Source organism: Telluria sp. ZB2R32 (assembly GCF_059685715.1).
In genome coordinates, this window is sequence record NZ_JCASIG010000006.1 from 399,218 (window position 1) to 422,214 (window position 22,997).

Annotated in this window: 16 protein-coding genes and 1 pseudogene; 7 read left to right on the forward strand and 10 right to left on the reverse strand. The window is 56.7% G+C overall.

Annotation, left to right across the window (positions count from 1 at the left end):
* The first annotated feature begins 86 nt into the window (after nt 1-86).
* Complete coding sequence (cadR, locus tag AC56LG_RS19355; RefSeq protein ID WP_497167693.1) at nt 87-515, forward strand: Cd(II)/Pb(II)-responsive transcriptional regulator; 429 nt, start codon at nt 87-89, stop codon at nt 513-515.
* Nucleotides 516-724: 209 nt separating this feature from the next.
* Here the strand turns inward: cadR and AC56LG_RS19360 are convergent, their stop codons facing one another.
* From AC56LG_RS19360 to AC56LG_RS19370, 3 genes are all read right to left on the reverse strand, one after another.
* Nucleotides 725-1,096, reverse strand: a complete 372-nt coding sequence (locus AC56LG_RS19360; protein WP_497167694.1) for a four-helix bundle copper-binding protein — start codon at nt 1,094-1,096, stop codon at nt 725-727.
* Nucleotides 1,097-1,203: 107 nt separating this feature from the next.
* Nucleotides 1,204-1,989 carry a copper resistance protein B gene (locus tag AC56LG_RS19365; RefSeq protein WP_497167695.1) on the reverse strand — a complete coding sequence of 262 codons (786 nt, stop codon included), beginning with the start codon at nt 1,987-1,989 and terminating at the stop codon, nt 1,204-1,206.
* Between the two features lie 518 nt (nt 1,990-2,507).
* Nucleotides 2,508-4,397: a copper resistance system multicopper oxidase gene (locus tag AC56LG_RS19370; RefSeq protein ID WP_497167696.1), complete on the reverse strand. Its 1,890-nt coding sequence runs from the start codon at nt 4,395-4,397 to the stop codon at nt 2,508-2,510.
* Nucleotides 4,398-5,416: 1,019 nt separating this feature from the next.
* Here AC56LG_RS19370 and AC56LG_RS19375 point away from each other — a divergent pair.
* Nucleotides 5,417-6,385, forward strand: coding sequence for a DUF4238 domain-containing protein (locus AC56LG_RS19375; RefSeq protein ID WP_497167697.1), 969 nt, complete (start codon nt 5,417-5,419; stop codon nt 6,383-6,385).
* Nucleotides 6,386-6,535: 150 nt separating this feature from the next.
* Here the strand turns inward: AC56LG_RS19375 and AC56LG_RS19380 are convergent, their stop codons facing one another.
* The gene (locus AC56LG_RS19380; RefSeq protein WP_497167698.1) at nt 6,536-9,379 is read right to left on the reverse strand and encodes an AAA family ATPase; all 2,844 of its coding nucleotides are present in this window, start codon (nt 9,377-9,379) and stop codon (nt 6,536-6,538) included.
* Between the two features lie 430 nt (nt 9,380-9,809).
* Between AC56LG_RS19380 and AC56LG_RS19385 the strand changes: the two genes are divergently transcribed.
* Complete coding sequence (locus tag AC56LG_RS19385) at nt 9,810-10,022, forward strand: tyrosine-type recombinase/integrase (RefSeq protein ID WP_497167716.1); 213 nt, start codon at nt 9,810-9,812, stop codon at nt 10,020-10,022.
* Between the two features lie 237 nt (nt 10,023-10,259).
* On the opposite strand, the gene AC56LG_RS19390 is transcribed toward AC56LG_RS19385, so the two are convergent.
* On the reverse strand, nt 10,260-11,045 hold the full coding sequence (locus tag AC56LG_RS19390; protein ID WP_497167699.1) for a metallophosphoesterase: 786 nt from the start codon (nt 11,043-11,045) through the stop codon (nt 10,260-10,262).
* Between the two features lie 887 nt (nt 11,046-11,932).
* Nucleotides 11,933-12,448 carry a hypothetical protein gene (locus AC56LG_RS19395; RefSeq protein ID WP_497167700.1) on the reverse strand — a complete coding sequence of 172 codons (516 nt, stop codon included), beginning with the start codon at nt 12,446-12,448 and terminating at the stop codon, nt 11,933-11,935.
* Between the two features lie 62 nt (nt 12,449-12,510).
* Between AC56LG_RS19395 and AC56LG_RS19400 the strand changes: the two genes are divergently transcribed.
* Nucleotides 12,511-12,810 (forward strand): helix-turn-helix domain-containing protein, encoded by a 300-nt coding sequence (locus AC56LG_RS19400; protein ID WP_497167701.1) that lies wholly within the window; start codon nt 12,511-12,513, stop codon nt 12,808-12,810.
* 250 nt (nt 12,811-13,060) lie between these two features.
* On the opposite strand, the gene AC56LG_RS19405 is transcribed toward AC56LG_RS19400, so the two are convergent.
* The 4 genes from AC56LG_RS19405 to AC56LG_RS19420 all read right to left on the reverse strand — a co-directional run bounded on the left by AC56LG_RS19405 (nt 13,061) and on the right by AC56LG_RS19420 (nt 18,080).
* Nucleotides 13,061-13,567, reverse strand: coding sequence for a hypothetical protein (locus tag AC56LG_RS19405; RefSeq protein ID WP_497167702.1), 507 nt, complete (start codon nt 13,565-13,567; stop codon nt 13,061-13,063).
* A complete protein-coding gene (locus tag AC56LG_RS19410; RefSeq protein ID WP_497167703.1) occupies nt 13,557-15,482 on the reverse strand; it encodes a tyrosine-type recombinase/integrase in 1,926 nt (641 codons plus the stop codon). Before AC56LG_RS19410 ends, AC56LG_RS19405 begins: the two co-directional genes overlap by 11 nt.
* A gap of 91 nt (nt 15,483-15,573) precedes the next feature.
* Nucleotides 15,574-17,403, reverse strand: coding sequence for a hypothetical protein (locus tag AC56LG_RS19415; RefSeq protein WP_497167704.1), 1,830 nt, complete (start codon nt 17,401-17,403; stop codon nt 15,574-15,576).
* Nucleotides 17,403-18,080 (reverse strand): site-specific integrase, encoded by a 678-nt coding sequence (locus tag AC56LG_RS19420; protein ID WP_497167705.1) that lies wholly within the window; start codon nt 18,078-18,080, stop codon nt 17,403-17,405. Before AC56LG_RS19420 ends, AC56LG_RS19415 begins: the two co-directional genes overlap by 1 nt.
* A gap of 722 nt (nt 18,081-18,802) precedes the next feature.
* Here AC56LG_RS19420 and AC56LG_RS19425 point away from each other — a divergent pair.
* From AC56LG_RS19425 to AC56LG_RS19435, 3 genes and pseudogenes are all read left to right on the forward strand, one after another.
* A complete protein-coding gene (locus AC56LG_RS19425; protein WP_497167706.1) occupies nt 18,803-19,579 on the forward strand; it encodes a hypothetical protein in 777 nt (258 codons plus the stop codon).
* A 335-nt stretch (nt 19,580-19,914) separates the two neighbouring features.
* Entirely contained in the window at nt 19,915-21,237 is a 1,323-nt protein-coding gene (locus AC56LG_RS19430; protein ID WP_497167707.1) for a sigma-54 dependent transcriptional regulator, read from the forward strand.
* Nucleotides 21,238-21,812: 575 nt separating this feature from the next.
* Nucleotides 21,813-22,997, forward strand: a pseudogene (locus AC56LG_RS19435) (hypothetical protein); the annotation flags it as partial.

Below are 22,997 nucleotides of genomic sequence, written 5' to 3' on the forward strand. Positions count from 1 at the left end.
CCCTGCAAACTGTGTATAGTTCGCATTTAAAACCCTGTAGCTAGTACAGGGTCAAGCGTTTATCGAACGAAACAGGGCAATCATTTATGAAAATTGGCGAACTGGCGGAGCGATCCGGCTGCCTGGTGGAGACAATCAGGTATTACGAGCGAATCGGTCTTTTGATGCCGCCTGAGCGCGCAATGAATAACTATCGGACCTACAATGAACGGCATAGCGAACGCCTACTGTTCATACGTCATTGCCGGGCGCTGGACATGACCCTGGACGAAATCCGGACCTTGCTGGACTTCCGGGACGATCCCCAGGTTGAGTGTGTAGGGGTGAACGAGCTCCTTGACAAGCATATCGCTCACGTCGTCGAGCGCATCCAGGCACTGACGGCGCTGGAAGCACAGTTGCGCGAGCTAAGGGGCCGCTGTGTAGTCGCAGATACGACAAGCTCATGCGCGATCTTGCGCGCGCTCGGTACGGAAGGAAGCTGTGAAGTTTCGGCGCACCGGGTTCATGGTTGAACTGCCGAGATGTCGGTTTGCTTTAAAGAACGAGTGACGTCGTTGGGAACGAGGCAGACACTGCTTGCCTGAAACGTTGGCCCTAAGCAACACTGCGGCTCGCCGAACGCAACAAATGGGAATCAAGCGAGAGCAGACATGCGGCGGACCTTCGTTTCGCTTGTTTGCTCTCTTTCCTGCGGCGCTACGTTGAGGAGTTTCGTGGCTCTCTAGTGGGACACAGCGTGTCCCCTGACCGTAGAGCCGGCCCCCGATTGCCCCATGCTTCTGCACTCCTGAGCGCAGCGGCGGCAAGCCTCGGCGCAGTCCTGGCAATGCTGCGCCTGGTGCCGGCTGCACTCGTCGGCACACGCTTCGCAAATGTCCGCACACAGCTGGCACACCTGCCCGGCGTGCTCCGTGCCGCGACTCATGAGCTGGGCGGCAAGGCGGCAAACCGCTGCGCATTCGTTGTCCAGCTCGATACATCGTGTCATCATCTTCGGATCGGGCTCCTGGAGACAGGCGCTCGCGCAGCTATCGCAGGCCTGGGCACATTCGTAACAAGCCTGGATACAAGATTGGAACTGATTTTGGTTCATGATCTAACTCCTTGCGGTTCGTTGACAGGTTGCCTCTTTCGGGATGTCCGCACGCATTGCAACGTGTCTCATGGTCTGTTTTACGCACTTGCTGCTGCCGGTCGAGGTCAGAACCAGAAGCGCACGCCAGCGACGGCCTGCACCACTTTCGTGTCCCCGCCACGCATGCGAGTGAAATCAGCGGTCTTGCCGAACTGCCGGTTCCACGTCACCCCGATATAGGGTGCAACCTGGCGGGTGATCTCGTAGCGAAGACGCAGGCCCACGTTCAGGTCTGACAGCCCGCTGCCTGTGGCCCGTTCCGGATCGCTGCGGCTGTACAGGTTGGCCTCGACCTCGGGCTCCAGGATCAGCCGCGAAGTGAACAGGACCTCGTACTTCGCGTTCAGCCGTACAGCAAGACCGCTTCCTCCGCGCCAGTAGGCCGTCGCCTCGGTTTCGAACCAGTACGGCGCAAGTCCCTGCACGCCGAACGCGAGCCAGTCGCGGCTCTTGCCTTCGCCGCTGTCATGCCGGACACCGAGCTGGGTGCTCCAGAAGGTCGCGAAGGCGCGATCCCAGAGCAGCTCGGCGCGCGCCGAATGGAGCGTGCCGCCGCGCCGCTCACCCTCGACCTTGACCCAGGCCTTGTTGTAGTCGTTTCCATACCAGGCTTCGAGTTCGAGATTCTGTCCTCGTTCGCCGTCGCCTTTCGCTGCTTCGGCCTTATCCACGAGCACCTTCCAGAACGGTGCGTCATCATTCATTTCGTGGTTGCCCAGGTGTGCGAAGCGCGTACCTTCGTTATAGGCGTTCGGATCGCGCGCATTGGGCGGCGGGGAGCCGCCCTGCATCGGCCCCATTTGCATGTCGTGGCCTACCGCTCCAGCGACCGCGGGCATCGGGTGGGTCATCCCGGCATGCCCTGCAGCTGGTGATGTTGCGCCACCGGTGCCATGGCCCATTGCGGAGTGGTCCATGGCTGGCGGCACGCCGCCTGATGCGGACGTCGGTGCCGGTTCCTGTGGCGCAGGCATTGCATGGCCTGCATGTGCGCCGCCGTGGCCCTGGTGTTGGTCAGGCGCCCCATTTTGCCCGGCAGCCTGCCCCTTTGCTTCGTCCGCGCCATGGTGCCCCTGATGCTGGTTGTTCGGCGCAGCCGCTGGCGGAGATTGGGCGCGCTTGGTACCCGAGTGGACCGGCTGCGACTTTTTCGCGGCCTTTCGCTTGGCTGGCGCCGCTGACGCAGGGGGAGCGCTTTGTGACGACGGCACCGTGCCGTGCTCCATGGCTGCGTGATCAACCGCAGGCTGGGCGCCGTGCATGGAGTGGTCTTGCCCGTGCGTGCCAGAAGTAGCTTGCGCTAAGACGCCTTGTGAGAACAACGAGGCGACAAGGAAAACGAGCGGTACAGGCTTTTTCAACAGCGATTTCATGATACGACGACCTCCCGGAACATGCCCGCTTCCATGTGATACATCAGGTGGCAGTGAAACGCCCAGTGACCGGGGGCGTCGGCGGTGACGCGGAAGCTGACCCGCTGAGCAGGCTGGACGTTGATCGTGTGCTTGCGCACCTGGAACTGGCCGCTTGGCGATTCGAGCTCGCTCCACATGCCGTGCAGATGGATGGGGTGGTTCATCATCGTGTCGTTGACGAGGACAACCCGCAGGCGCTCGCCGTATCGGAAATGGATCGGAAGGGATTCGGAGAACTTCTGGCCGTCGAACGACCACATGAAGCGCTCCATATTGCCGGTCAGGTGCAGCTCGATCTCGCGCGTCGGTTCCCTCGCGTCGACTGGTCCCCCGACGGTGCGCAAGTCGGCGTAGGTGAGGACACGGCGGCCGTTGTCCCGCAGGTTCACGCCAGGGTCGTCCAGGTTTGTCCTCGGCATGTCGACGTGCATATCGACGCCCGGGCCGTACTCGGTACGCGCATGGGTCACCTTGGGAGGCGGGACCGGTGGACTGGACGCGGACGCCGGCTGCGCATGGCCTGCGTGCGCGGTGCCTGACGGTACTGGCTGCTGCGCATGGCCCTGGTGTGCGGAATGCATGCCCTGCCCTTGCGGCGCCGGCGGCTGCATTGCGTGCCCTGCCATGGCCACCGACGGCGCTTGCTCCATTGCGCCGTGGCCTGCCCCGTGCCCGCCGTGGCCGCCCGTCATCCCCATGGCACCCATCATGTCGACCATCGACAGCCATTGCGCCTCTTCGATGGCCGGTACCGGCGCCTGCATCCCGGGCCGCGGCGCGAGCGTTGCGCGCACCATTCCCGAGCGCCCGATCGACTGCGCAAAGATCGTATAGGCCCGGTCGTCAGTCGGTTCGACGATGACGTCATAGGTCTCCGCGACCGAGATACGGAATTCGTCGACCGTCACCGGCTCGACGTCCTGGCCGTCAGCCGCGACGACGGTCATCTTCAATCCCGGAATGCGCACGTCGAAGATCGTCGTGGCCGCTCCGTTGATGAACCGCAGGCGCACTTTTTCGCCAGGCCGGAACAGGCCTGTCCAGTTGGTTTCCGCAGTTGCCCCGTTGATCAGGTAACGCAGAGCGCCACTGATGTTGCGGCTGGCTGTCACGTCGCTGAAGTCGGTCGGCATCATACGCATCTGGTTCCACATCTTGCGCTTGTCGACCGCAGAAGCGAATCCCATGCTCTGGATGTCCCGGACGAACTCGCCGAAAGTCGGTTGCTTGTTGTTGAAGAAATCGCTCATCTTCTTCAGGTTCGCCAGCACGCGCTCGGGCTTCTCGTCGGTCCAGTCCGATAGCATGACGACGTGTTCCCGGTCGGCCTGGACGCGCTCGCCGCCCTTCGGCGAGATGACGATCGGGCCATACAGCCCGGTTTGCTCCTGAAACGCCGAATGGCTGTGGTACCAGTATGTGCCGCTTTGTTTTACGTCGAACCTGTAGGTGAAGGTCTGGCCAGGCTCGATGCCTGAGAAGCTCAGTCCCGGCACGCCGTCCATTTCCGCTGGCAGCAAAATTCCATGCCAGTGGATCGAGCTGACCGTCGGCAGCCTGTTGGTGACGCGAATGGTGATGGTGTCACCCTCGTTCCAATACAGCGTCGGCGCCGGAACCTGGTCGTTGACGGCAGTCGCGATGCGGGGCGCGCCCGTATAGTTGACCGGCAAAGGTCCAATGACCAGATCAAACTCAGTTCCCCGCAGCGCTCGCCGGTCGCCCGGCTGCGCAAATAGCAGCCCGGGGCTTAGTCCCGCCAGTCCAGCGATGGCGCCCGCTCCCTGCAGGAAGCGGCGGCGCCAGCTGCTCGTGCATCCGGCGTCGATGTCAAACCCATTCATGTGATTCTCCAGTTCGTAACAATTTCGTGTGTTCGATACCTGGGCATGCTGCTAGCTGCAGCGTGAACCGTCATCGCGACGGATGTCATATGCTCGAGGCAGGTATAGCGACGCCACAGGAGAGGCGGCGCAATGCGCGGGCCGGCCCTTGTCAGGACAGCACAGCAGCGGTGGTTCGTGGAGGGCGTTCCAGTCGGGCCGGAATTTGCTCGGCGAAGGAGGAGATGGAGGGTGGTGGGAGTAGCTGCTCCGGCACTTGAGCCGGGCTCACGAGGAAAAACGGCGGCGGTGCGTAACTGCCGATGCAGCAGGCCGAACACGTACCGCAACTGGACCTCTTCTGGGGGTCCGTGTGCTCACAGTTGTCGTCAGAGCTCAGTCCGCCGCTTGCGGACGCAACCCTCATGTCATCGCAGTCGTCAGCATCGGCGACATTTGCCATGGCAATGCGCGCGCTATGCTCCCCTTGCGCGGTCACGCCCGTTGGAGGCGAGTGATGCATCAGGCTGCACTGGTACCGCGTTATCCCGGCGATACTTTGTATCGGGAGGATGACGAATAACAGGCACAGGAAGAATGCTCGTAGCCGTGGGCGCATGTGGGAAATTTAACATGCACTCTAAGCCCGGTGCACACGTTTCCCGAGGGCACTGAAGGAAGACTCGTCGCGTCGGAATCAGACTGAGCACGAGCCGTACAGCCACCCTCCAGATATCTATTGGCTGAGCACGATGTGGACTTCTACTATTCAGCCTGGACTCTACGCCAAGTAGGCCAATTGAGTAAAGGTGACAGACTCTCCCTTAAGTAACCATACTTGGGTAAATCGACCTAGGTTCCCGAGTGCCGGCCAAAACGCTCATGCTCTCCAAAAACAAATCATTGCATAGCTCTACGGGAGTGCCTATATTTATCCTTCCGGACAATCACAAATTATCGATGTTATTCCGGGCTGGTATATGTTCGTGACGCATTAGGTGTAACGTCACCCTTGTCGCCCATCCGACGAAAGTTGCTTGATGTCCAGCTCTCAACTCCACCATTATGTGCCCCGCTTCCTATTGCGTCGTTTCGGACGCGGCAAGAACGATCAACTCCATACCTATGATAAAGCAACGCGTAAAGCGTTTTCGCGCGCCATTAGCAAATTAGCCGCACATTACGACTACTATGACTTCGAGTTTAGCGGCCGCTCCATGACCATAGAACCAGCCCTGGCGGATGCCGAAGCGAAGGCTGGCGCGCATATTGCGCGCATCGTCAAGGAACGTCGATTGGACAAGGCCAATGCTCTTGAGCTCGGAGAATTAGCCCGTTTTTTTTCGGTCCAGTTGGTGCGGACTCCAGCCAATCATGCCGCCGGAGCCGAACTGTTTGCGCGCATGGAGGCTTGGCTGCGCGCGGAAGGTTTGCCAGAGGCGTTCTTTGCGCCGGACCCTATGGTTGGCACTGGAAAGAATGCAGAGCGCGCGCTAATGGCGCGGCGGATTGTGAATGCACCACGTGACTATGGCCAAGCGTTCCTCGACAAAGACTGGGTGTTATTCGAGACAGATCCAGGCGATCCTTACCTCATTGGCGATCATCCTTTAGTTATGCATAACGAGCACCCAGCAGGTTTGCGCGGCAACGTAGGCTTAGCGGTCGAAGGCATTGAAATTTACTTTCCGCTATCTCCCCAACTGACACTTGGGATGCTTTGCCCCTCTATTGGCGCTCAAATCCATGCGAAGCTAGCGGCTGGCCACCCTGGGACTCTTCCCAAAAACAACTCGCAGCCAGCTCGCTTGCTGCAGGCTATAGCCAGCGGAACGCCACTGGATGTGGGAATCGACGGCAGCGCATTTTTCAATGCGTTACAGATTGCCCATGCGGAACGCTTCGTGTTTTCGTCTGACGGGAATTTCAAAATGGTTGAATCGATGTTACGTGACGATCCATCCTTGCAGCGTGGATTACGCCTGACGGAAGCGACAGGGAAATTTTAGTAGAGCGGGTGGTGTGAGGGCAGTGCAGTCATGGACTCGTAACTAACTTCCGCTAGCTCCGTTTTTTACAGGAGCGGCTCACTTCGCCACTTTTTGCGCTCGATTTTGTGTGTAAGCGTTCTGCAGCAAGTCGGGGCCACGTTGCATGGGTTAGCCAATGCTGGCCTGTGCTGCTTGTGCGACCAGACACTCCCCGACATAAGCCAGTTCCTCGTTGACTTCCTCCTCACGCTTTTGAAGCGCTGCCAAGCGTTGCTGTTGGGCCTGCTGGGCCTCAACTGGCGCTTTACTCATCTGCGCGATTTTGATCGCGCAGGCAGCAATCTTCTGCCTCAGATCTGCGAGCAAGTTATTGCAGGACAGTTGCTTCTTTTGCGTGAAAAGCTGACATTCGAACAGGCGAATCGCATCGTAAATCTTGACGATTTCCTTGCTCGTCTTGGAGTGAACAAAATTCAGACTTCCTTCGTCAAAAGCATGGTGCTCCTGGTTTTGGCCGCCCCAATTCACCAAATCTTGTTTTATGAAGTCAAAGTGAGCGCGGTCATAGGCGATATGTGGCTCGACTAGCGCGAACGTCTTTTCCAGGCTGAGTTGCAGGTATATGCTCTTTTTTAACGCAGTTTTTGTGAACCGCGCCGTCACAGAAACTGAGTTGTCCAAGCAATACTCTAGGACCATCGACTCGAACCAGATGCGACAATAGATCAAGGCCTGTCGAATATCATACACGCCCAAAGCCCGATGGATTTTCTCTTGGAACCCACCCGCGTGGTCCACCACGACGATGCCTTGGTTCGTGTAGCTGAGAACGCAGCTACTGTGCTGGTCAGACTGCGGATTTCGATCGGCGATAATGCAGAATCGCTCCCAGAATAGGCGATCATGCGTCGTGATAATCATCTGTACCCGACGCAAGTACGGATCAGCAAAGAACAGGTCGATGATATTGGACCGGTGGTCGCTGTCGATCGCGTTGACGACGTCGTCAAACACAATCAATGGAAATTTGTTCTTCTCTGCCATCGCCAACAGCAAGGAAAGCCCAAGTGCCCGCAAGTGCCCCTCACTCAGTACCGAGAAGGCGTCCAGTGAACTCCCATCAGCGTTCAAAATCTTGATGCGATAGGTTTGACCCGTTTTCTCGAAACTTAGCGCATCAATGCGTTCATGGACATCGTCATGATGATTGATCGCCTTATAGTATTCGGCCGCCTTGCCTTCGATGCCGGCGATTCGCGCTTTTTCCAAGGTGAACTTATACCGCAACAGATCGCGGTAGAGGTTTCCATACTCCAGCTGCAACTGGTCGATGAATGCGTTGAGCCGCGCATTGTCGGTATCGTTACCTTGCAGGCCGGCGCGCTGCCGCGTTAGCTCGGCTAGCTGTCGGCTGATTTCTTTTAGTGAGGCCAGTGACGACTTCTTTTCATCGAAGAGCCCTCTGAGCACCTCGGCCGCTTGCTTGAGTTGTTCGGCTTCTTGCTCGAGGCGCTTCACCTGGACACCCACCTGCGCTATCTCATTTTGCTTCTTTTTGCAGATTTCGAGGTAAGCCTCAACCCCTGCCTCATCATCAGCCAGCAGTTCGGTGAACGTGGTAAGAACCTGCGTCGCTGCCCCGGCCCTGTCTGTCGCGGAATGGAAATTTGTCAGTTTGGACCGAACGCCCTCCAACATTAAGGCACACGGCGCGCCCAGTCGCGCGTTGCTGTCGATCGCCGTGATGGCCGTGCCGATGGCTACGGCCAGCTGAATTACGCCCCCCTCGACTCGCTCCTGTGAAGTCCTGAGCTGGTCGAGCACGCCTAATGTTGCCAGCTCGCGCCGAGCCTTATCAAACGGATTGTCAACCACACGAGCCAACGGGGTCGAACAGGCGGGACAGTGTTCGCTCGCCCCCGCGTGCTCGATCACCTGCAACGCCTCAAAGACCGCGCGGTAATTGACGGCGACTAGGTTTTTCAGGAACGCCGCGTCGATTTTGGATTTTCGAGCGAGTAAGCGACGAGCAATCCGCACAGCACCGAGGACGTGCTTCATCTGAGCAGCAAACGGCATTTGCGCGACCTTCAGCCGTTCTGCCTTACGCAGTTTGAGTTCGGCTAGTCTTGCCAAACGGGCGTGCCGGGCACGCACGGCGAATTGTTGATTGATGCGCAAGCCCAGGCGTGTACATACCTCGTCGTCGACGGAGGAAACGTTATAGCGGTGGCGCCGCCGCCGCTCCCAGAGCTCCGCCCTGGTGGTGTCGAGAGTGCGCACGGCCTCGATTTGGCTGGGTTGCCGATAGGATGTGAGGTCGAAGTTCTCGGGCTTCACGAACCGCGAAATCACCTCCTGAAATTCTTCCAGCCCGAACAAAGTAGCAATCACATCCTGTTCCGCGCTCCCGGTGTCCTTCGAGCCTAGCAAAGAAAATTCCTGCAGCCGGTTACGATCGATGAAGCAGCATGACCAGGTCAGGCTGGCAGGTACGCGGTTGCGGTCCGTACCCATCAGGTTCAGCTCGACCTTACCTGTGCCCCTTGCAATGTATTGCTTGACCTTGGTCTTACGGCGGTCGGCCTCCTTGATATGGCCTGTGGTGGCGTACTCCAGCGCTTCGCATAAGGAGGACTTGCCCCCGCCGTTAGGTGCGTAAAAGATATTCTTGATCTTACTAAACCGCAGTAGCGTCCCTTTGTCTTCGGGGCCAAATGCGCCGAAGCCACGGAAGTTCCTCACTTGCAGCGTAGCCAATGGCCTGAGTCCAGACGGGGCAACCCAGCCTAGCTCTGGCCGAGCATCTAGAATTCTTTTGAACCGCCCGGCGTAGCGCTGATAGTTGGTCGTGAGTAGCTCGTTGTTGGCTGAGGTTAAGTGGAGTTTGATGTGATCGGAATACCTTCCTTTGTCCTGCATCCCCTTGTACATACACCAAAGAAGTGCGAGATAGGCGTCTGACTTCCCGGCCAGGTTCTCCTTAGCAAAGCTCAACAGGTACTGACTCATCTGCACTCCCTATCGTGGCGGGCCCGAAACGTACTCGGGCCGAATTGATTGCATTATAACAATGTTGCTTGCTTATCCTTATAGGTTTTCTTCGGTTATCAATCCGGCAATGAACACCACGGGAGGTTTTTCGTGGCGGTCCGACCGAGATGGGAAGAACGATGATGGCTGGAGGTGCTAGGCAAAGGCGAAAAATTGCGAATCGTTCCCGCGACCGATGCACTGATGGTCGAATCGGCGCGCTACTGACGCCAGCTGAGTTACCCGCCGTATTCGATCCCCGGCGAGTTGACTCCGCTACTGTTACCAATCGGGGGAAACGCGGTCCATGTCCCCCGGCGGAGTCCATGAGATTTTCAAGATGATTTTTGCCAAAACCGCAGATTGGCTCAGTCAATGCGGTCCGGAGCATACGTCCACAGCGGCACGTATGCCCCAAGCGTCAGTCCACTGGCTACGGCATACCGCCGGTTCCTATATGGCCAGCAACGATGTCGACCTGCGACACGTTCGCGATAACCTCGGACAGAAGTCTATCAGTACGACCAACACCTACCTGCATTCGTCGGACGACGCTCGCCACGCCGAAACTGTAGCCAAGAATAAGACTGCCTGGTGGCCGCTCGGCCGCATTTGGTACTGAGCGCAGGCTTTATCCCTCTTTATTGGAACGCAAATAAAGTCAAATAATTTCATATAGACCATCATTTAGCATGATTTGGGAAGCATTTCTACGGCAGTCAGCATCTCTCCAAATGGATGTTTCCCGCGATAGCGCCGGGTTCGTCCGCTACGGGAAAACAGTGAGTAAGCCGGCGAAGCTCCCCTGCTGACGCTCTGCCTTCGCGGAAGGTCCGCCACCAGGCAGAGAGCGCATCTTTTACCTGCTTAACTCCACAATGAAGTTCGGGTCGAAGTCAGCATTTTCGGCATGGCCGCCTCTCATCATATAGCCTAAAGGGTTGGCCACGACTCTGCATAGACCTACAGAATAATCAAAGCTGGAGTGGGTATGCCCGTGAATCCAGAAAGTTGCCAGACGCACGAGCTCATCCAGGTCTGACGCAAATGCACCCGAAACCGGATCTGAAGCATATTCAGGCGCAACAGATTGCCTCGACGGCGCCATATGTGTAATCACCACTGTCGGGCCTGGGTGGGGTTCTCTTAGCTTTCCCTCGAGCCATGACCTTTGCTCAGCATGCAGCTGTACGGTGTCCAGTGGCCGTAACTTGCGATAACCCGCTGAAGCTACACGAATCCGTTGATAGTCGTTCATCACGTTGCCGGCATCGACCATGACATCGCTTCTGCGGTCCGGACCGAACAGTAAAAAGTCAGTCCACAGTGTCACACCCAAGAAACGTACCCCTTGCAGCACGTACTCGTCACAGTCGAGGTAATGCACATTGGAATACTTGTCGCACTCAACACGTATAGCGTCTCCCATATGATCAAGGGTTTCGCCGTAAAACTCGTGATTGCCGGAGACATATAGTACCGGGGTGTCTGGGAAGGCCTGGGCTGCCCAAGCAGGGGCGCGCGCCTTTGTGTGGATGTCTCCGGCTAACACCACGACGTCCGGCCGGCTAACCCCAGTGTCGAACCGCGGGGCGAAGTCCCGCCACACCTCAAGATGAAGATCAGACAAAACCAGCAAACGCATTTAGCTTCCTCAAAAATTGCGAGATGTAGACAGTAATTGATACTCATCACTTCGGGCCGACTATCGTTATATCGGACGCGTGCTTCGAGGGCGAGGTTCCTTTGGCGCAAACCGGAACAGCACTAGCCCGGATTCATCGGCAGCTTGCCCAAGCCCAAAGCCGCGTTGGCATCTGCCCAGTCGCGCTCGTCGCTGATACTTACTAAATCCCAATAAATGTCGTCGGGCCCAACGCCACAGTCGCACCATCCCTCTCGCCGTACCAGGTCGGCAAGCGCCCATGCAGGCGCGAGCGACGGTAGAGCCACCCCCTCGCCGCTTCGGATACCTGCTGCCACCACGTCAAACCACTCAGGCCCTTCTATGTTGACTTCGAATCTATCCATTGGGCATACCCGGTTCGCTGCGCTGACAGTAACAGTTATTAAGTAGGGAATTTGCGTTATCCAGCCTGCACGGCGAAGAACCTCGAGGCCAGAAACTACCGCTGTCGGCATCACCATATGAAGCCCCATCTCCCAGTCTGGGTATCTGGAAACGATCAGGTTCGCGTAGACTCCGCTTTGCCCGCCCAAGCCGCATACGAGTCCTTGGCGTCTCCAACGATACAGCTGCTCTTGAGCGAGCCGCGGCTTCCAGCCGAGCCTGAGCGTCAGATCGGCCACGTGGAACACCGCAGGCAAACTTTCTAATGCATCTCGGCGCACGTTTGAGACCATCAATAATCTAACTCATCAATTGTATGCCCGCTTGCCGAGCTGAAACGACGGTTGTACGTCCACACCTCTCGTACGTGCCGCCCAGCTCACCGGTGAGTAACAGCCCACTTTGCAGAGCGTTCGCGAAGCAAAAGCCGGTGCGCGCAAGCATGTCGAAAAGTGTCGTCGTCAGCGTGTCTTTTTGCCGGTGTTGGTATTGTTGGCATTGTCAGGAAACACTCGCGGCAACATCCGATAGTCGTTCGACGCAACACCATCGCTAACGGCCCCGAAGCTGAGCCCTCCAACGACCTCATCTTCGGTTGTGACGTAGAGAGGAAAATCGATCTCCCCATCTTCGATTTGGCTCACGTAGATTTCCTTGATCGGTACGACACACCATTGATGCGCGAGATCCTGGGCTGCAGGCAAGAGCATAAATACTTCTAAAAGCTTACGCTTTTTGTCCTTGTTCACCTGCTGACAGAACGTCAGCACATCCTCATGGCGCCAGAAGATTGTCGTCTGCGACATCCAGGCCCGCCCCTGCTTCAGCCCATAATTGACAAAAACATAAGGCATACCAAAATGGAGTGTTACGGCACGCCACGTCTGCACGCCCGCCCCCGAGGAGAACGGATACCCAGGTAGGTAGTGCTCCTTTTGTGTTGTTAACAAAGCAAACTCCGCAACTGAAATGAACACTATAGATTGTAGCCCTAAAGTGCGCGGCGTGAGTACATCGTTCCTTTTCAACAGGACGATTTATGAGTTTCTTACTTGGACGCTTCGGCGCTAGATTGCAGTTGGCAAGAAAGAGTCGGGGGCTAACTCAGGAGGATTTCTCGATAGTGTCGAGCCGCACCTATCTCAGTAGCTTAGAGCGTGGCATGAAGTCGCCCACGATCTCCAAGCTCGAAGAGCTAGCTTCAGTGATCGGGATCCACCCCGTGTCACTGCTAGCTCTAGCATACCTTCCCGACACCGAACATGAGCGCGAACAGCTCTGCAAACTTGTCGCAACAGAAATTCGCTCAATATGCAGCACGGCCGACTCAGGAATTTGACCAAGGCGGTCATTCACAACAGCAAAAACGACCGATCGGTAGAGCAGCTATTACACAGGTAGTGATACGGCGCTGAGTAGCCTTTAGGCCAATAGTTTTTGCTACCGCAGAGACGTTAATCTTATAATCGTGTATACGGCAGTGCTGGCTCACGATTCGCCGCTTCCAAAGCAAGATACTCTGCCTCCCTCGCCTCAAGCCTAGCTTCAAGGATGTCTCGGATATGCGTATCACAGACGGACGAGCCATACTAGCCGGTTTCTTTACGTACAGGATTTAGCCGGGAAACCCCCGCTTTTTGGAGAGCAGCGTTTTGTTCTCTCAGTATAGAAATTTCTTGCTCAAGGTTGGCAATTCTCGTGTCTCTCTCGGCGATTTCCGCCTCATAGATGCATATTTGTGTAGTAACCATCTGATGTTGTTCTTTCCAATGCTCAGCGCGGTCGGCGATTTCTTTTCGTGTATTCTGAACCGCCTTTGCCGGGTTCTTGCTATTTAGCCAGCTGTCAACATCGCGCTTTAATGAGTCCTTGTGAATCAGTTGCTGTAGTGTTTGATAGTGAACCCCTGCCCGACGGCAAAGCCCCCTTTGGGTCAGTTTAACACCAGGATAATTTTTTCCGTTCGCCTTAATTTCGTCATCAATCAATGTCATTGCGGCACGGATCTTCTCCTCAACGGCTTTGCTCCGCGCCTTTGCGGCCGCAGCCGCACTCGTGCGCAAAGCTTCGTTGAGACCATTTCTCTCAGCAGTCAAGTTCAGTCTCCTCTAAATGACGCGCTAGAATCGGCGCAACAGTCGGATGTACTGACCACTTTCTGTGTAGAGCATCAAATCTTCCAACGTTAGCCATTAACTGTCCTTCAAACGCTTCAGTTGTAAGCAAATTATTCTGAGCTTGTGCTGCTTGGATGTTCTTGACAATGTATTCTATTAACCCGTCAACCTGTACGATCAGATCCGCGTCTTCCAAGCGATGATCACATGCACTGCTACACTTTGACGGATTGGGGGTACTACGCCCTTTTGCGCAAGGGCCAATTTGATCCCGCATTTTCGTACATAAAACTCCAGCAGCAACGACTGTCCATTCCCTTCCGACTGATGTCATCCTTAAAACGAGCTCATGTACATCGTCAGTCTCAAGATCCTCGCGAGCTCGAACAAACTTGATCTGGTCGACCTCAGCCTTTATCTTTTTGGCTGCGCGACCGCCGTTCTCATCAGCGTTTTGAATCGCCTTCTCTACATGCATGACAAGCAGCTCTTTTTGGATCATGACAATCTCTGCACGCAAACTTTTATCGGCCAAAATATAATGCATAGTCATCTCGATGTCTCTGTGCCCAAATATATCCATCAAAATTTTTGGCGCATTAACTAATGCAAGAGCGACCAAGCGTGCGATTGTCTTTCGGAATCGGTGGCTGGTTAATGCTTGCGCGTCCAGAAGATGACTAGTACCGACACGATCAACAAAATCTCTAAGGTACTTGTTGTATTGTATATTTAGATCGTTACCGTGTCCCCTGCCAGAAAATACTCGCCATAGGCTTCTCGCACCTAAGCTTTCGATCTCTGAGTCGTTAACTGACCGATCAAGTAGTTTGGCAAGCCCTATTTGGTATTGAATAGCTTGCAATGCAACTGCAGGCATTGGCCAGTCGCGCTTCACCCCCTCGAAATGTGCTTCAAGTTTATAAGTCCTACCGTTCATAAGCGGAACTCCTTCGCGCGACTCCGTCAGACAGTCAGTTTCCGCAGAAAGAATTTCGCTTGCACGGGCTCCGCCGCTTAGCAAGACAATGAAATAGCAAGCAGTCTGGCACACCTTTAACAGGACCTTTAATTGGTGGCGATCCTGAGGCGGCCAAGGAACCTCATGAGTCCGCCTGGAAATCAGATTAATCTGGCAAAAGGCGCCCCCAATCTCGCCCGTTATATCCCAATCGAAAGTACGCAAATAGGCTTGAGCCAATTTACCTGCTTCGTCAGGGTGAATACCTTTACCTAATTTAAGAACATGATCATAGGCGTTCAATGCTTGCGGCATAATTTGCCGCATTATCCAAAGAGCACGTTTCCCTGTTTCCAGCACAAATTCGTCTGGTAATGGCTTGTATGGATCTGCAAGCTCTTTCTTTCGCGGAGATCGCCTCGGTTTCCTGTTTGTCGATTCCGTCGTAGTTGAAGGCAACTCTCCTACGACCTCCCACCAAAGTCTCCGGGCTGTGAACCCTTTAAAACGTCTCAACTCAGCAAACGTCCTTCTCTTACGAATGTCAGTTGTAAAGAGCAACTCGCTCGTATTAAGCCTTGAAAATAGCCCGCCATTTTCACTCGGTGGCTTCCGCAGCGCTTCTCTTGCGAGCGGACACCAGTACGTGATCAAATGGGACCGAATACTATTCACGTCCAGAAGCACCGGACGATGGATTCCGCTGCCTGATTCAGAACAAAAGCACAACAACACCATTCTCAAGAGCGTGGTATATGCTAGCTCTACATCTTCGTCGGTAAACGCGGATTCTTGTAACTGCTTCATGAGATTAAAGACACCTCTTGCTGCTTTCTCATGAGGACGCAGCCATTCTTCTGGGAAAACTATCGTCCCCCATGTCTCACCTAGACGAAAAAATTTCTGCAGCCGCAGTAGTTCAGCTTTCTCCATAAATTGGATTCGATCCGCCCTGGATTCTTCGGGGACAGCTTCGGTAAGCTGTCGCTGCGAATGCCGATTGTCAGTATTCGTTTGCGTCCGCTTACGCATACGTTGCTTCCATCCGCATGGGAACGTGCCGACCGGCGTTAATCTCTTCTGTCCAGAAGGCAACTTGGTCAGTAACCTCAGCGGCGTCATAAAGCGTCAGAGCGGACTCTACATTGCTGAGCTCCTGCGGATAGTCGGATTCGATCCAAGCTAATACGGACATATGCGCCTGTATGTAGCTTAACTCAGCGCGCCGCCTAGCAATGTATATATAACTATCAGGGAGTAGCACCGCATGGGTGTGGCAAAAGATGCACCTCTGCGGTCGACAGACAGAGCCAGACTTATGATTTGGAGCTACCGATCGCGGCGGATTACTAGGGTCTAAACATCCAACGCCTTGTATTGTAAGGTCCTTGCCTGCAAGCCATCGCTGTACTCGATCTTCCGCGACTCCTTTTACATGGGCCGCAATTATCGTTGGCAAATGTCTCGCGCTGCCACTGGGTAATATATCGACGGTTCGCCAAGTAGCGTTGGTGACCTTCACAAAGCTCAACTGGGACGCTTGGCGATGCTGGCGCTTATTCAGATAAGCGCTTAGCGATGCCAGGCGTGTGTGGCCAGCAGCCATCATGGAAGCCAGCCAGGAATAGCCTCCTTTTTGCCAGCGATAAGAAATGAATGCGTCTCGGAAGTCAGTTAGTTTGATGCTTTCAGTTATAGGTTTAGATCCGGCCGGCAAAAGCGAGTTGATATGCGTGACCGCCATGTCGATTGGCCTGTCACGCCCTCCGCTGACGTCGGCGTTCTTTAGAACTGAAGCGGTATCATTTTTTGCACCATATATCCAAGGAGACTTAATTTTTGCCCTCAGAACGGCAATCTCGACGTTTAAAGAATCGGCGTCCTGCTTGGTGACAAAGATCTCATACCTAGAAATCTTTTCACGTTGTTCTTCCAAGCGCGAAAGCTCAACTCGCAAGCGAGACCGCAAGGATGAAGTCTGGCGATGCAATGCTTTAATAATGTTAATACACGAGATACGCTGCTTGTTCAGTCCATGAGCTTGCTGTACCGTTCGGCCAGCACGTATTTTGGCCGAGCTAATTACGGAGTAAAGCGGGTTTTGAATATCTGGCGCAATACACGCCACTGTTCCATCTGAATTTACTTCATTTACATCAATATTAAGTACCACGCTCGGATTCCAGCCAGTGAGAATGAGAAACATAACGTAGAGAATATGCATATCCTGCCTCGACGGCACTCGCAACTCGTCGAGCTCATAAGCAATCAATATAGTTTTCGACCTTTGCTGGAAATATGTATATAGCCTCGCAACATCCTCGTGCGGGACCAAATCTGATGATTTTGAAGGGCGTGAAATTGCAGTCCAGAATAGTGCTGGTAACTGCAATACTTCTCTCGCTTCGTTGATGATTCGAAAGAAGTTACTGGCTGTATTTGGATGACATGGATCAGTTCTATAAGCGGCGTAGTGTATGGAATCAAGATCGGCCACACTTCTTACAAATCTGAGATTTTGACATTTATCGAAAAAACGCCACCACCATTTCAAACAGGATATCCATCCTTGGCAGGTTATTGAGGGAGCATACTTAAGAATTCGATGAAGATGCGGCAGCAACTCGTTGATTAAATCCGGTCGACCATTAAATGGTAGTAGTAGTTTTCGCGCGCCTTTAGATAAAGCGATCTCGTCAGCAGTGATGCCGGCAGCAAATAGAGTTAGGTCAACGAGATACGGATCAGTATCGTGCTGCGTTGTAAAAACCAAGGAAGGCTTAATGTGCATTTCTAGCACTTCTGCAGGAGGACTATTTCCACCTTTTTTTCTCTTGAGCAGCAGCTCCGCCATTACGTATCCTCGCTATCTTCACAATTTCTGCTAATTTGTAGTGAGTCTATCCACTCCTGATTAGCGGTTGCGCTCCGAATCATCTTTCCGAGCCATACGGTGTAAGCTTCACAGGTAGCTTTGTTGACGTGACCTAGTTGAGGCCTTATGAATGTCAAGATATCATCATGACTCAAAGCAGCAGCCCAATCCGGTGCAACGAATGACCCGTTTCCCAGCAACTTTAAACGTTCCTCGTAGCGATCCAGTAATGTTCTGCAGGTCCAATAATGGCGTCCCAAATGTGGGCTCCATCGATCTACAGGAGGGCTACTAACTTCGCTCCAAGCTTCATAAAGTTTTTTTCCTGTTATTGGGGTGCCCCCATGCTCAGATAAAAATAGCCTTGTTTCCTGCTCCCTAAAACGCCGCTTTTGTTCGCCTTGATTTCTACCCGCCATCACATATCGTAGCCGAGATTTTGGCCGAGTGATATCTCGATAGCGCACTAACTGCTCCGCCATACGAAGGGGTAGGTCGATATAGCGTGGCTTTTCGCCTTTTGTGCCATATTTAAGGAGCACCGACACGTAGTCCCCTGTGACTTCCCACTTGCTTCGGTCTTCCGGTAGATATTCGAGGCGCCACTGAGCAGCCTCTTCTCGACGAATCGCTGTACGAACGATCAATTCTGCCATAAGGGCTTTTGTGCCTCCTCGCTCCACTACAAACCGCCGAAGCCATTCTTCAACCTTTACTGGCGATGGAATACGCAAGTGTATCGGGGCTGGTCGAACTTTGCCGGTGCGCGACGTAGTAATTATTGACTTGTGGCTGTCCGAACGAACGCCGCCGGTTTTACGATAGGTGCTTCGTGTCTGTGTCGGAAATGGCTTTCGAATTCCACGGCGGGCAGCCCAACTACAAAACCACGCTGCCTCATCTACCCGACCGTTTACGGTACTTGGTGCAAGTTTCTGCCCAGGATTCGCGGCCCAGTCTCCTTTAAGCATATGCTGCTGATATCTGCTCACCAAGTCACGGTGGTATTCCACCTCTTGCCATGGCAGCTTCACCCAATCACACCAAGCCAAGAAATCCGCGAGTTTATATGCGTATTGACCTAGCGACGACCGAGCGGGGTACGTCCGTAGTTCAACATCAAGCGCAAATGCTTCGCCCTTCGACCGATCTCGTAGGTATCTGGACGCGTCCCGATGATATCGCCACGCCTCGTCAAATATTGCGGGGACGTCGGCAATGTATCCGAAGCCAGCCTCCTCCATTTCGCGTTGACCGGGCCAGAAGACGATATAGTGCATTTCAGAACGTTATATAGACCAAAAGTCAAGGAAACTACAGGCTGTTGAGTTCGACGTCAAGCAGATGTAACTGGGGCCTTGGGGGGCTAAAAGACCTGGTGTTCATCGTCGAACCGGTGTTCTGGCTGGCGCTGGGCACGCCGCTGGCGGCGCACGTGGCCAGCCGCCGCTGGCGCCGCCTGCTGCTGGGATTGCTGCTGGCGGTGCCGGCGCTGTTCACCGTGGCCGGCTTCCTGCAGTGGGGTTCCTTGCTGGGATTGGCGGCGGTGTGGTCGCTGGCGCTGCTGCTGACGCGCCGCCTGGGCGAGCGCAGCGCCCTGCTGGCCGGGGTGGCCGTCAGCGCCTGCTTCGTGCTGCTGCAGGGGGCGATGGCCGAGCGCGCACGGGCCGAATTGACCGCCTCCTTGCGCCAGCAGGATCCGGCGGCGCGCATCCTCGACCTGCCGCTGTCGGCCTTTCCGGCCAACCCCTTGTGCTGGGGCGCGATCGCCGTCACGCGCGAGGGGCCCGATGGCTACCGCATCCGCCGCGGCGTGCTGAGCCTGGCGCCGGGGATCGCGCCGGCCGCGTCCTGCCCGGCCGCCATCGGCGGCGTGGACGTGGCGCCGGGAACAGCGCGCGTGGCCTGGGCCTGGGAAGAACGCGGCTCGGTGGCGCGCCTGCAGGCGTTGCGCGCCGATTGCCGGATCGATGCCTGGCTGCGCTTTGCGCGGGCGCCGTCGCTGCGTGACGATGGCGCCACCGACGTGCGCTTCGGCCCGCCCGGCCTGCCGAATTTTTCGACATTGCCGCTCGTCCCGAATACTGTCCAGCCCTGTCCGGCCAACCTGCCGCGCTGGGGCTACCCCCGCGCCGATCTACTCGGCATGCCCTAGGAAGAAGTCTTCGTCAAGCCCCGCACATTGTCGAGTTGGTAACGACACACGGCGATTCCAATTGTCTCCTATACAACACGCATAATGCAGTATGCTTACCCGCAGTTACAGATCTTTCTGGCGAAGCCGGCTGGCATCGAGCCTATCCCGGTAGGGAGGAGGAAGTTGGTGGCGATGCATGGCAAGCGGGGGCAAGGCGCGAGGAGGCCGCGTGGCGGTGCCACGCAACGACGAGCAACGTAGCACCCGCTTGTCAGGCGCGCCAGCAACGACTCATTCCCTACTGGGATAGGCTCTACGCCTTGTCCGCGAGCACTTACGAACGAGGAGAATGGATGGTTCCGAAACGATTGCTATGTGTTGCACCCGACGACCTCGGCGCCGTCGATGTCTTGCGCGCGAACATGCCCGACTGGCAGATTCGCACCGTGCACAGCATCGATGAAGCGCGCTCGGTCTTGCGCCAGGAAGATTATCTGGTCGGGTTGCTGATGCATGTGATCGGTTCTCGGCCGCCTCTGGAAGTCGAGCGCTTCCTGCGCGAGCATGGTGCGGTGCGCTGGGTCGGCGTCTTCCGCGCCGAGGCCATCGGTGCGCCCGCCTGGCGCGACATCGTGGCCGACTACCTGTGCGACTACCACACCGTGCCGATCGACACGCGGCGCCTGGTGCATACGCTCGGCCACTGCCACGGACACGCGCTGTTGCGCCGCCCGCGTCCGCGTCCCGGGAATTCGCCTTCGGCCCTGATCGGCAGCTGCGAAGCCATGCTGCGCCTGCGCAGCCAGGTCGAACGCGTGGCCAAGGTCGACGCCCCGGTGCTGATCTGGGGCGAAAGCGGCAGCGGCAAGGAACTCACGGCGCAGGCAATCCACCGCCAGTCGCTGCGCTCCACCGGCCCGCTGGTGCCGATCAATTGCGGCGCCATCGCCCCCAACCTGATCCACTCCGAACTGTTCGGCTACGAGCGCGGCGCGTTTACCGGCGCGGCGCGCGACAAAGTCGGCCTGATCGAATCGGCCAACGGCGGCACGCTGTTCCTCGACGAGATCGGCGACCTGCCGAAGGACTTGCAGGCCAACCTGCTGCGCTTCATCCAGGACAAGACCATCATCCGGCTCGGCGCCACGCGCGCCATCCCCGTCGACGTACGCGTCATCTCCGCTTCGCACGTGAATTTGCAGCAGGCGGTGGCGCGCGGCGATTTCCGTGAAGACCTGTACTACCGGCTGTCGGTGTTGCCGGTCACGGTGCCGGCGCTGCGCGAGCGGCGCGAAGACCTGGTCGAACTGGCCGAACACTTCTTCCACCTGTATTCGGCCGACAAGTCGCCGCACCTGAAAGGCTTCAGCAGCAAGGCGGTCGCCGCCATCGCCGCGCACGACTGGCCGGGCAATGTGCGCGAACTGATCAACCGCGTGCGGCGCGCGATGGTGATGGCCGACGGCCGCTGGATCGAGCCGGACGACCTCGACCTGGTCGTGCCCTCGCCGCCGATCGAAGCCGTGCTCGACGATGCGCGCTGCAGCTCCGAGCGCCTGGCGATTCGCGCCTGCCTCGACCGCACCGGCCAGAACGTCAGCCGCGCCGCGCGCGACCTTGGCGTCTCGCGCACGACCATGTACCGGCTACTGGCCAAGCACGGCATGCGTCCCTGAGGTTTACGCCGGCTGCGCTTCGCGCGGCCACAAGTTCTTTCCTATACCGTGGGGCAATTGAGGCAGGGCTTCAATTGCCCCACGGTACTTCCGACAGTCTGGGCCTACAAATCATTTAACAATTGGCTGACAGATTGTTGCGGCGTTCGCATCTGTTCTGCAGCAATGGCGCAGCGCACAATCATCCCATCGTGCACTGTCCGGTACGCTCTGCTCAGGCACAACCGCGTGCATCTGCGCCGCGAGCGCCCTGCCGCGCCCCAAGCCAGCGTTCATGCGGCTTTCATCCGCTTCATCCGGTCTGGCGGCCGGACTGTCGCGTCAACTCAAGTGCACAGTGTCCGCGCTCGACGCGGCCTGGCGTTACACAACTGTGCCGCTTTTGTTACACCTCCGATGCGTTAAATTCCTAACAACAATGTCCATGCGCAATTCCGTCATTTCCTAGTGGAATTGTGCTTATCTATCAATGATTTGAGCATATCTAAACTATGCTGGCATTGCTCTTGCATAGGAAGAGGCTCAACTGGTACGACCGCCAGTGGAACTCAACCACACACCCTAGGGGAATTTGCATGAACAAGACTTTGCTCGTTACTGCCCTGTCGCTCGCTTTCGGCCTGAATGCACAAGCCCAGACGACCGACCCGTCCACCGACAACTCGGACAACTCGACTGTCACCCGTACCGTTACCACTGACAACTCGAACCAAGGCAACAACTCGTCGACCAATACCTCGACGAACACGCCTGACAACTCGAACCAGGGTAACGATGCTTCGACCCGTTCGAACATGTATAACGACGCATCGTCGCGTGACAATTCCAACCAGGGCAACGACGGTTCGACCCGTTCGAACATGAACAACGACCAGTCGTCGCGCGACAATTCGAACCAGGGCAACGACGCCTCGACCCGGTCGAACATGAACAACGACATGTCGTCGCGTGACAACTCGAACCAGGGCAACGATTCCTCGACCCGCGACAACTCGAACCAGAACAACGATTCCTCGAGCCGCACGGCCGACAATTCGAACCAGAACAACGATTCGTCCTCGCGCGACAGCTCGGGCCAGAACAACAGCAGCGGCGGTGCGCGCGCCACCTCGGCCGGCGCCATCGCCGCCAACAACGGCGGCACCGCGACCTCGACCTTCTCGAACTCGTTCAACACCTCGAGCGCCACCGCCAACAGCACCCTGAACGGCACCGTGACGGGCAACCAGATCAACAACATCGGTAACGTCGCCAGCAACACCGGCAACGCCAACAGCGCCGGCTCGACCGGCGGCGCGGGCGCGGCCGGCAACGGCGGTTCGGCACGCGGCGACGGCGGCTCGGGTGCGACCGGCACCGGTGGCTCGGCGGCATCGGGCTCGGCCGGCGGCCGTGCTACCAGCGGCGGCGCCAGCACCGGCAACGCCATGGCCGGCGCGGCAACGGCCGGTTCGGGCGGCGCGGGCGGCCTGGCATCGAACGCATCGAGCGGTTCGGGTGCTTCGGGCGGCGCAGGCGGTTCGGGCGGTTCGGGTGGTTCGAGCGGTAACGCCGGCGGCGGCGTGGGCGGCGCAGGCGGCATGAGCGGCGCCGGCACCGGCGGTGCGGGCGGCGAAGCCGGCGGCAACATGGGCGGCAACGGCGGCAATTCGGGCCGTGTGGTGGCGGGTGCCGGTGGCGCGGGTGGTTCGACCGGCGCTGCCACCGGCGGCATGGGCGGCAACGGCGCCGAAGGTGCGGCAGGCGGCCGCCGGCAACAC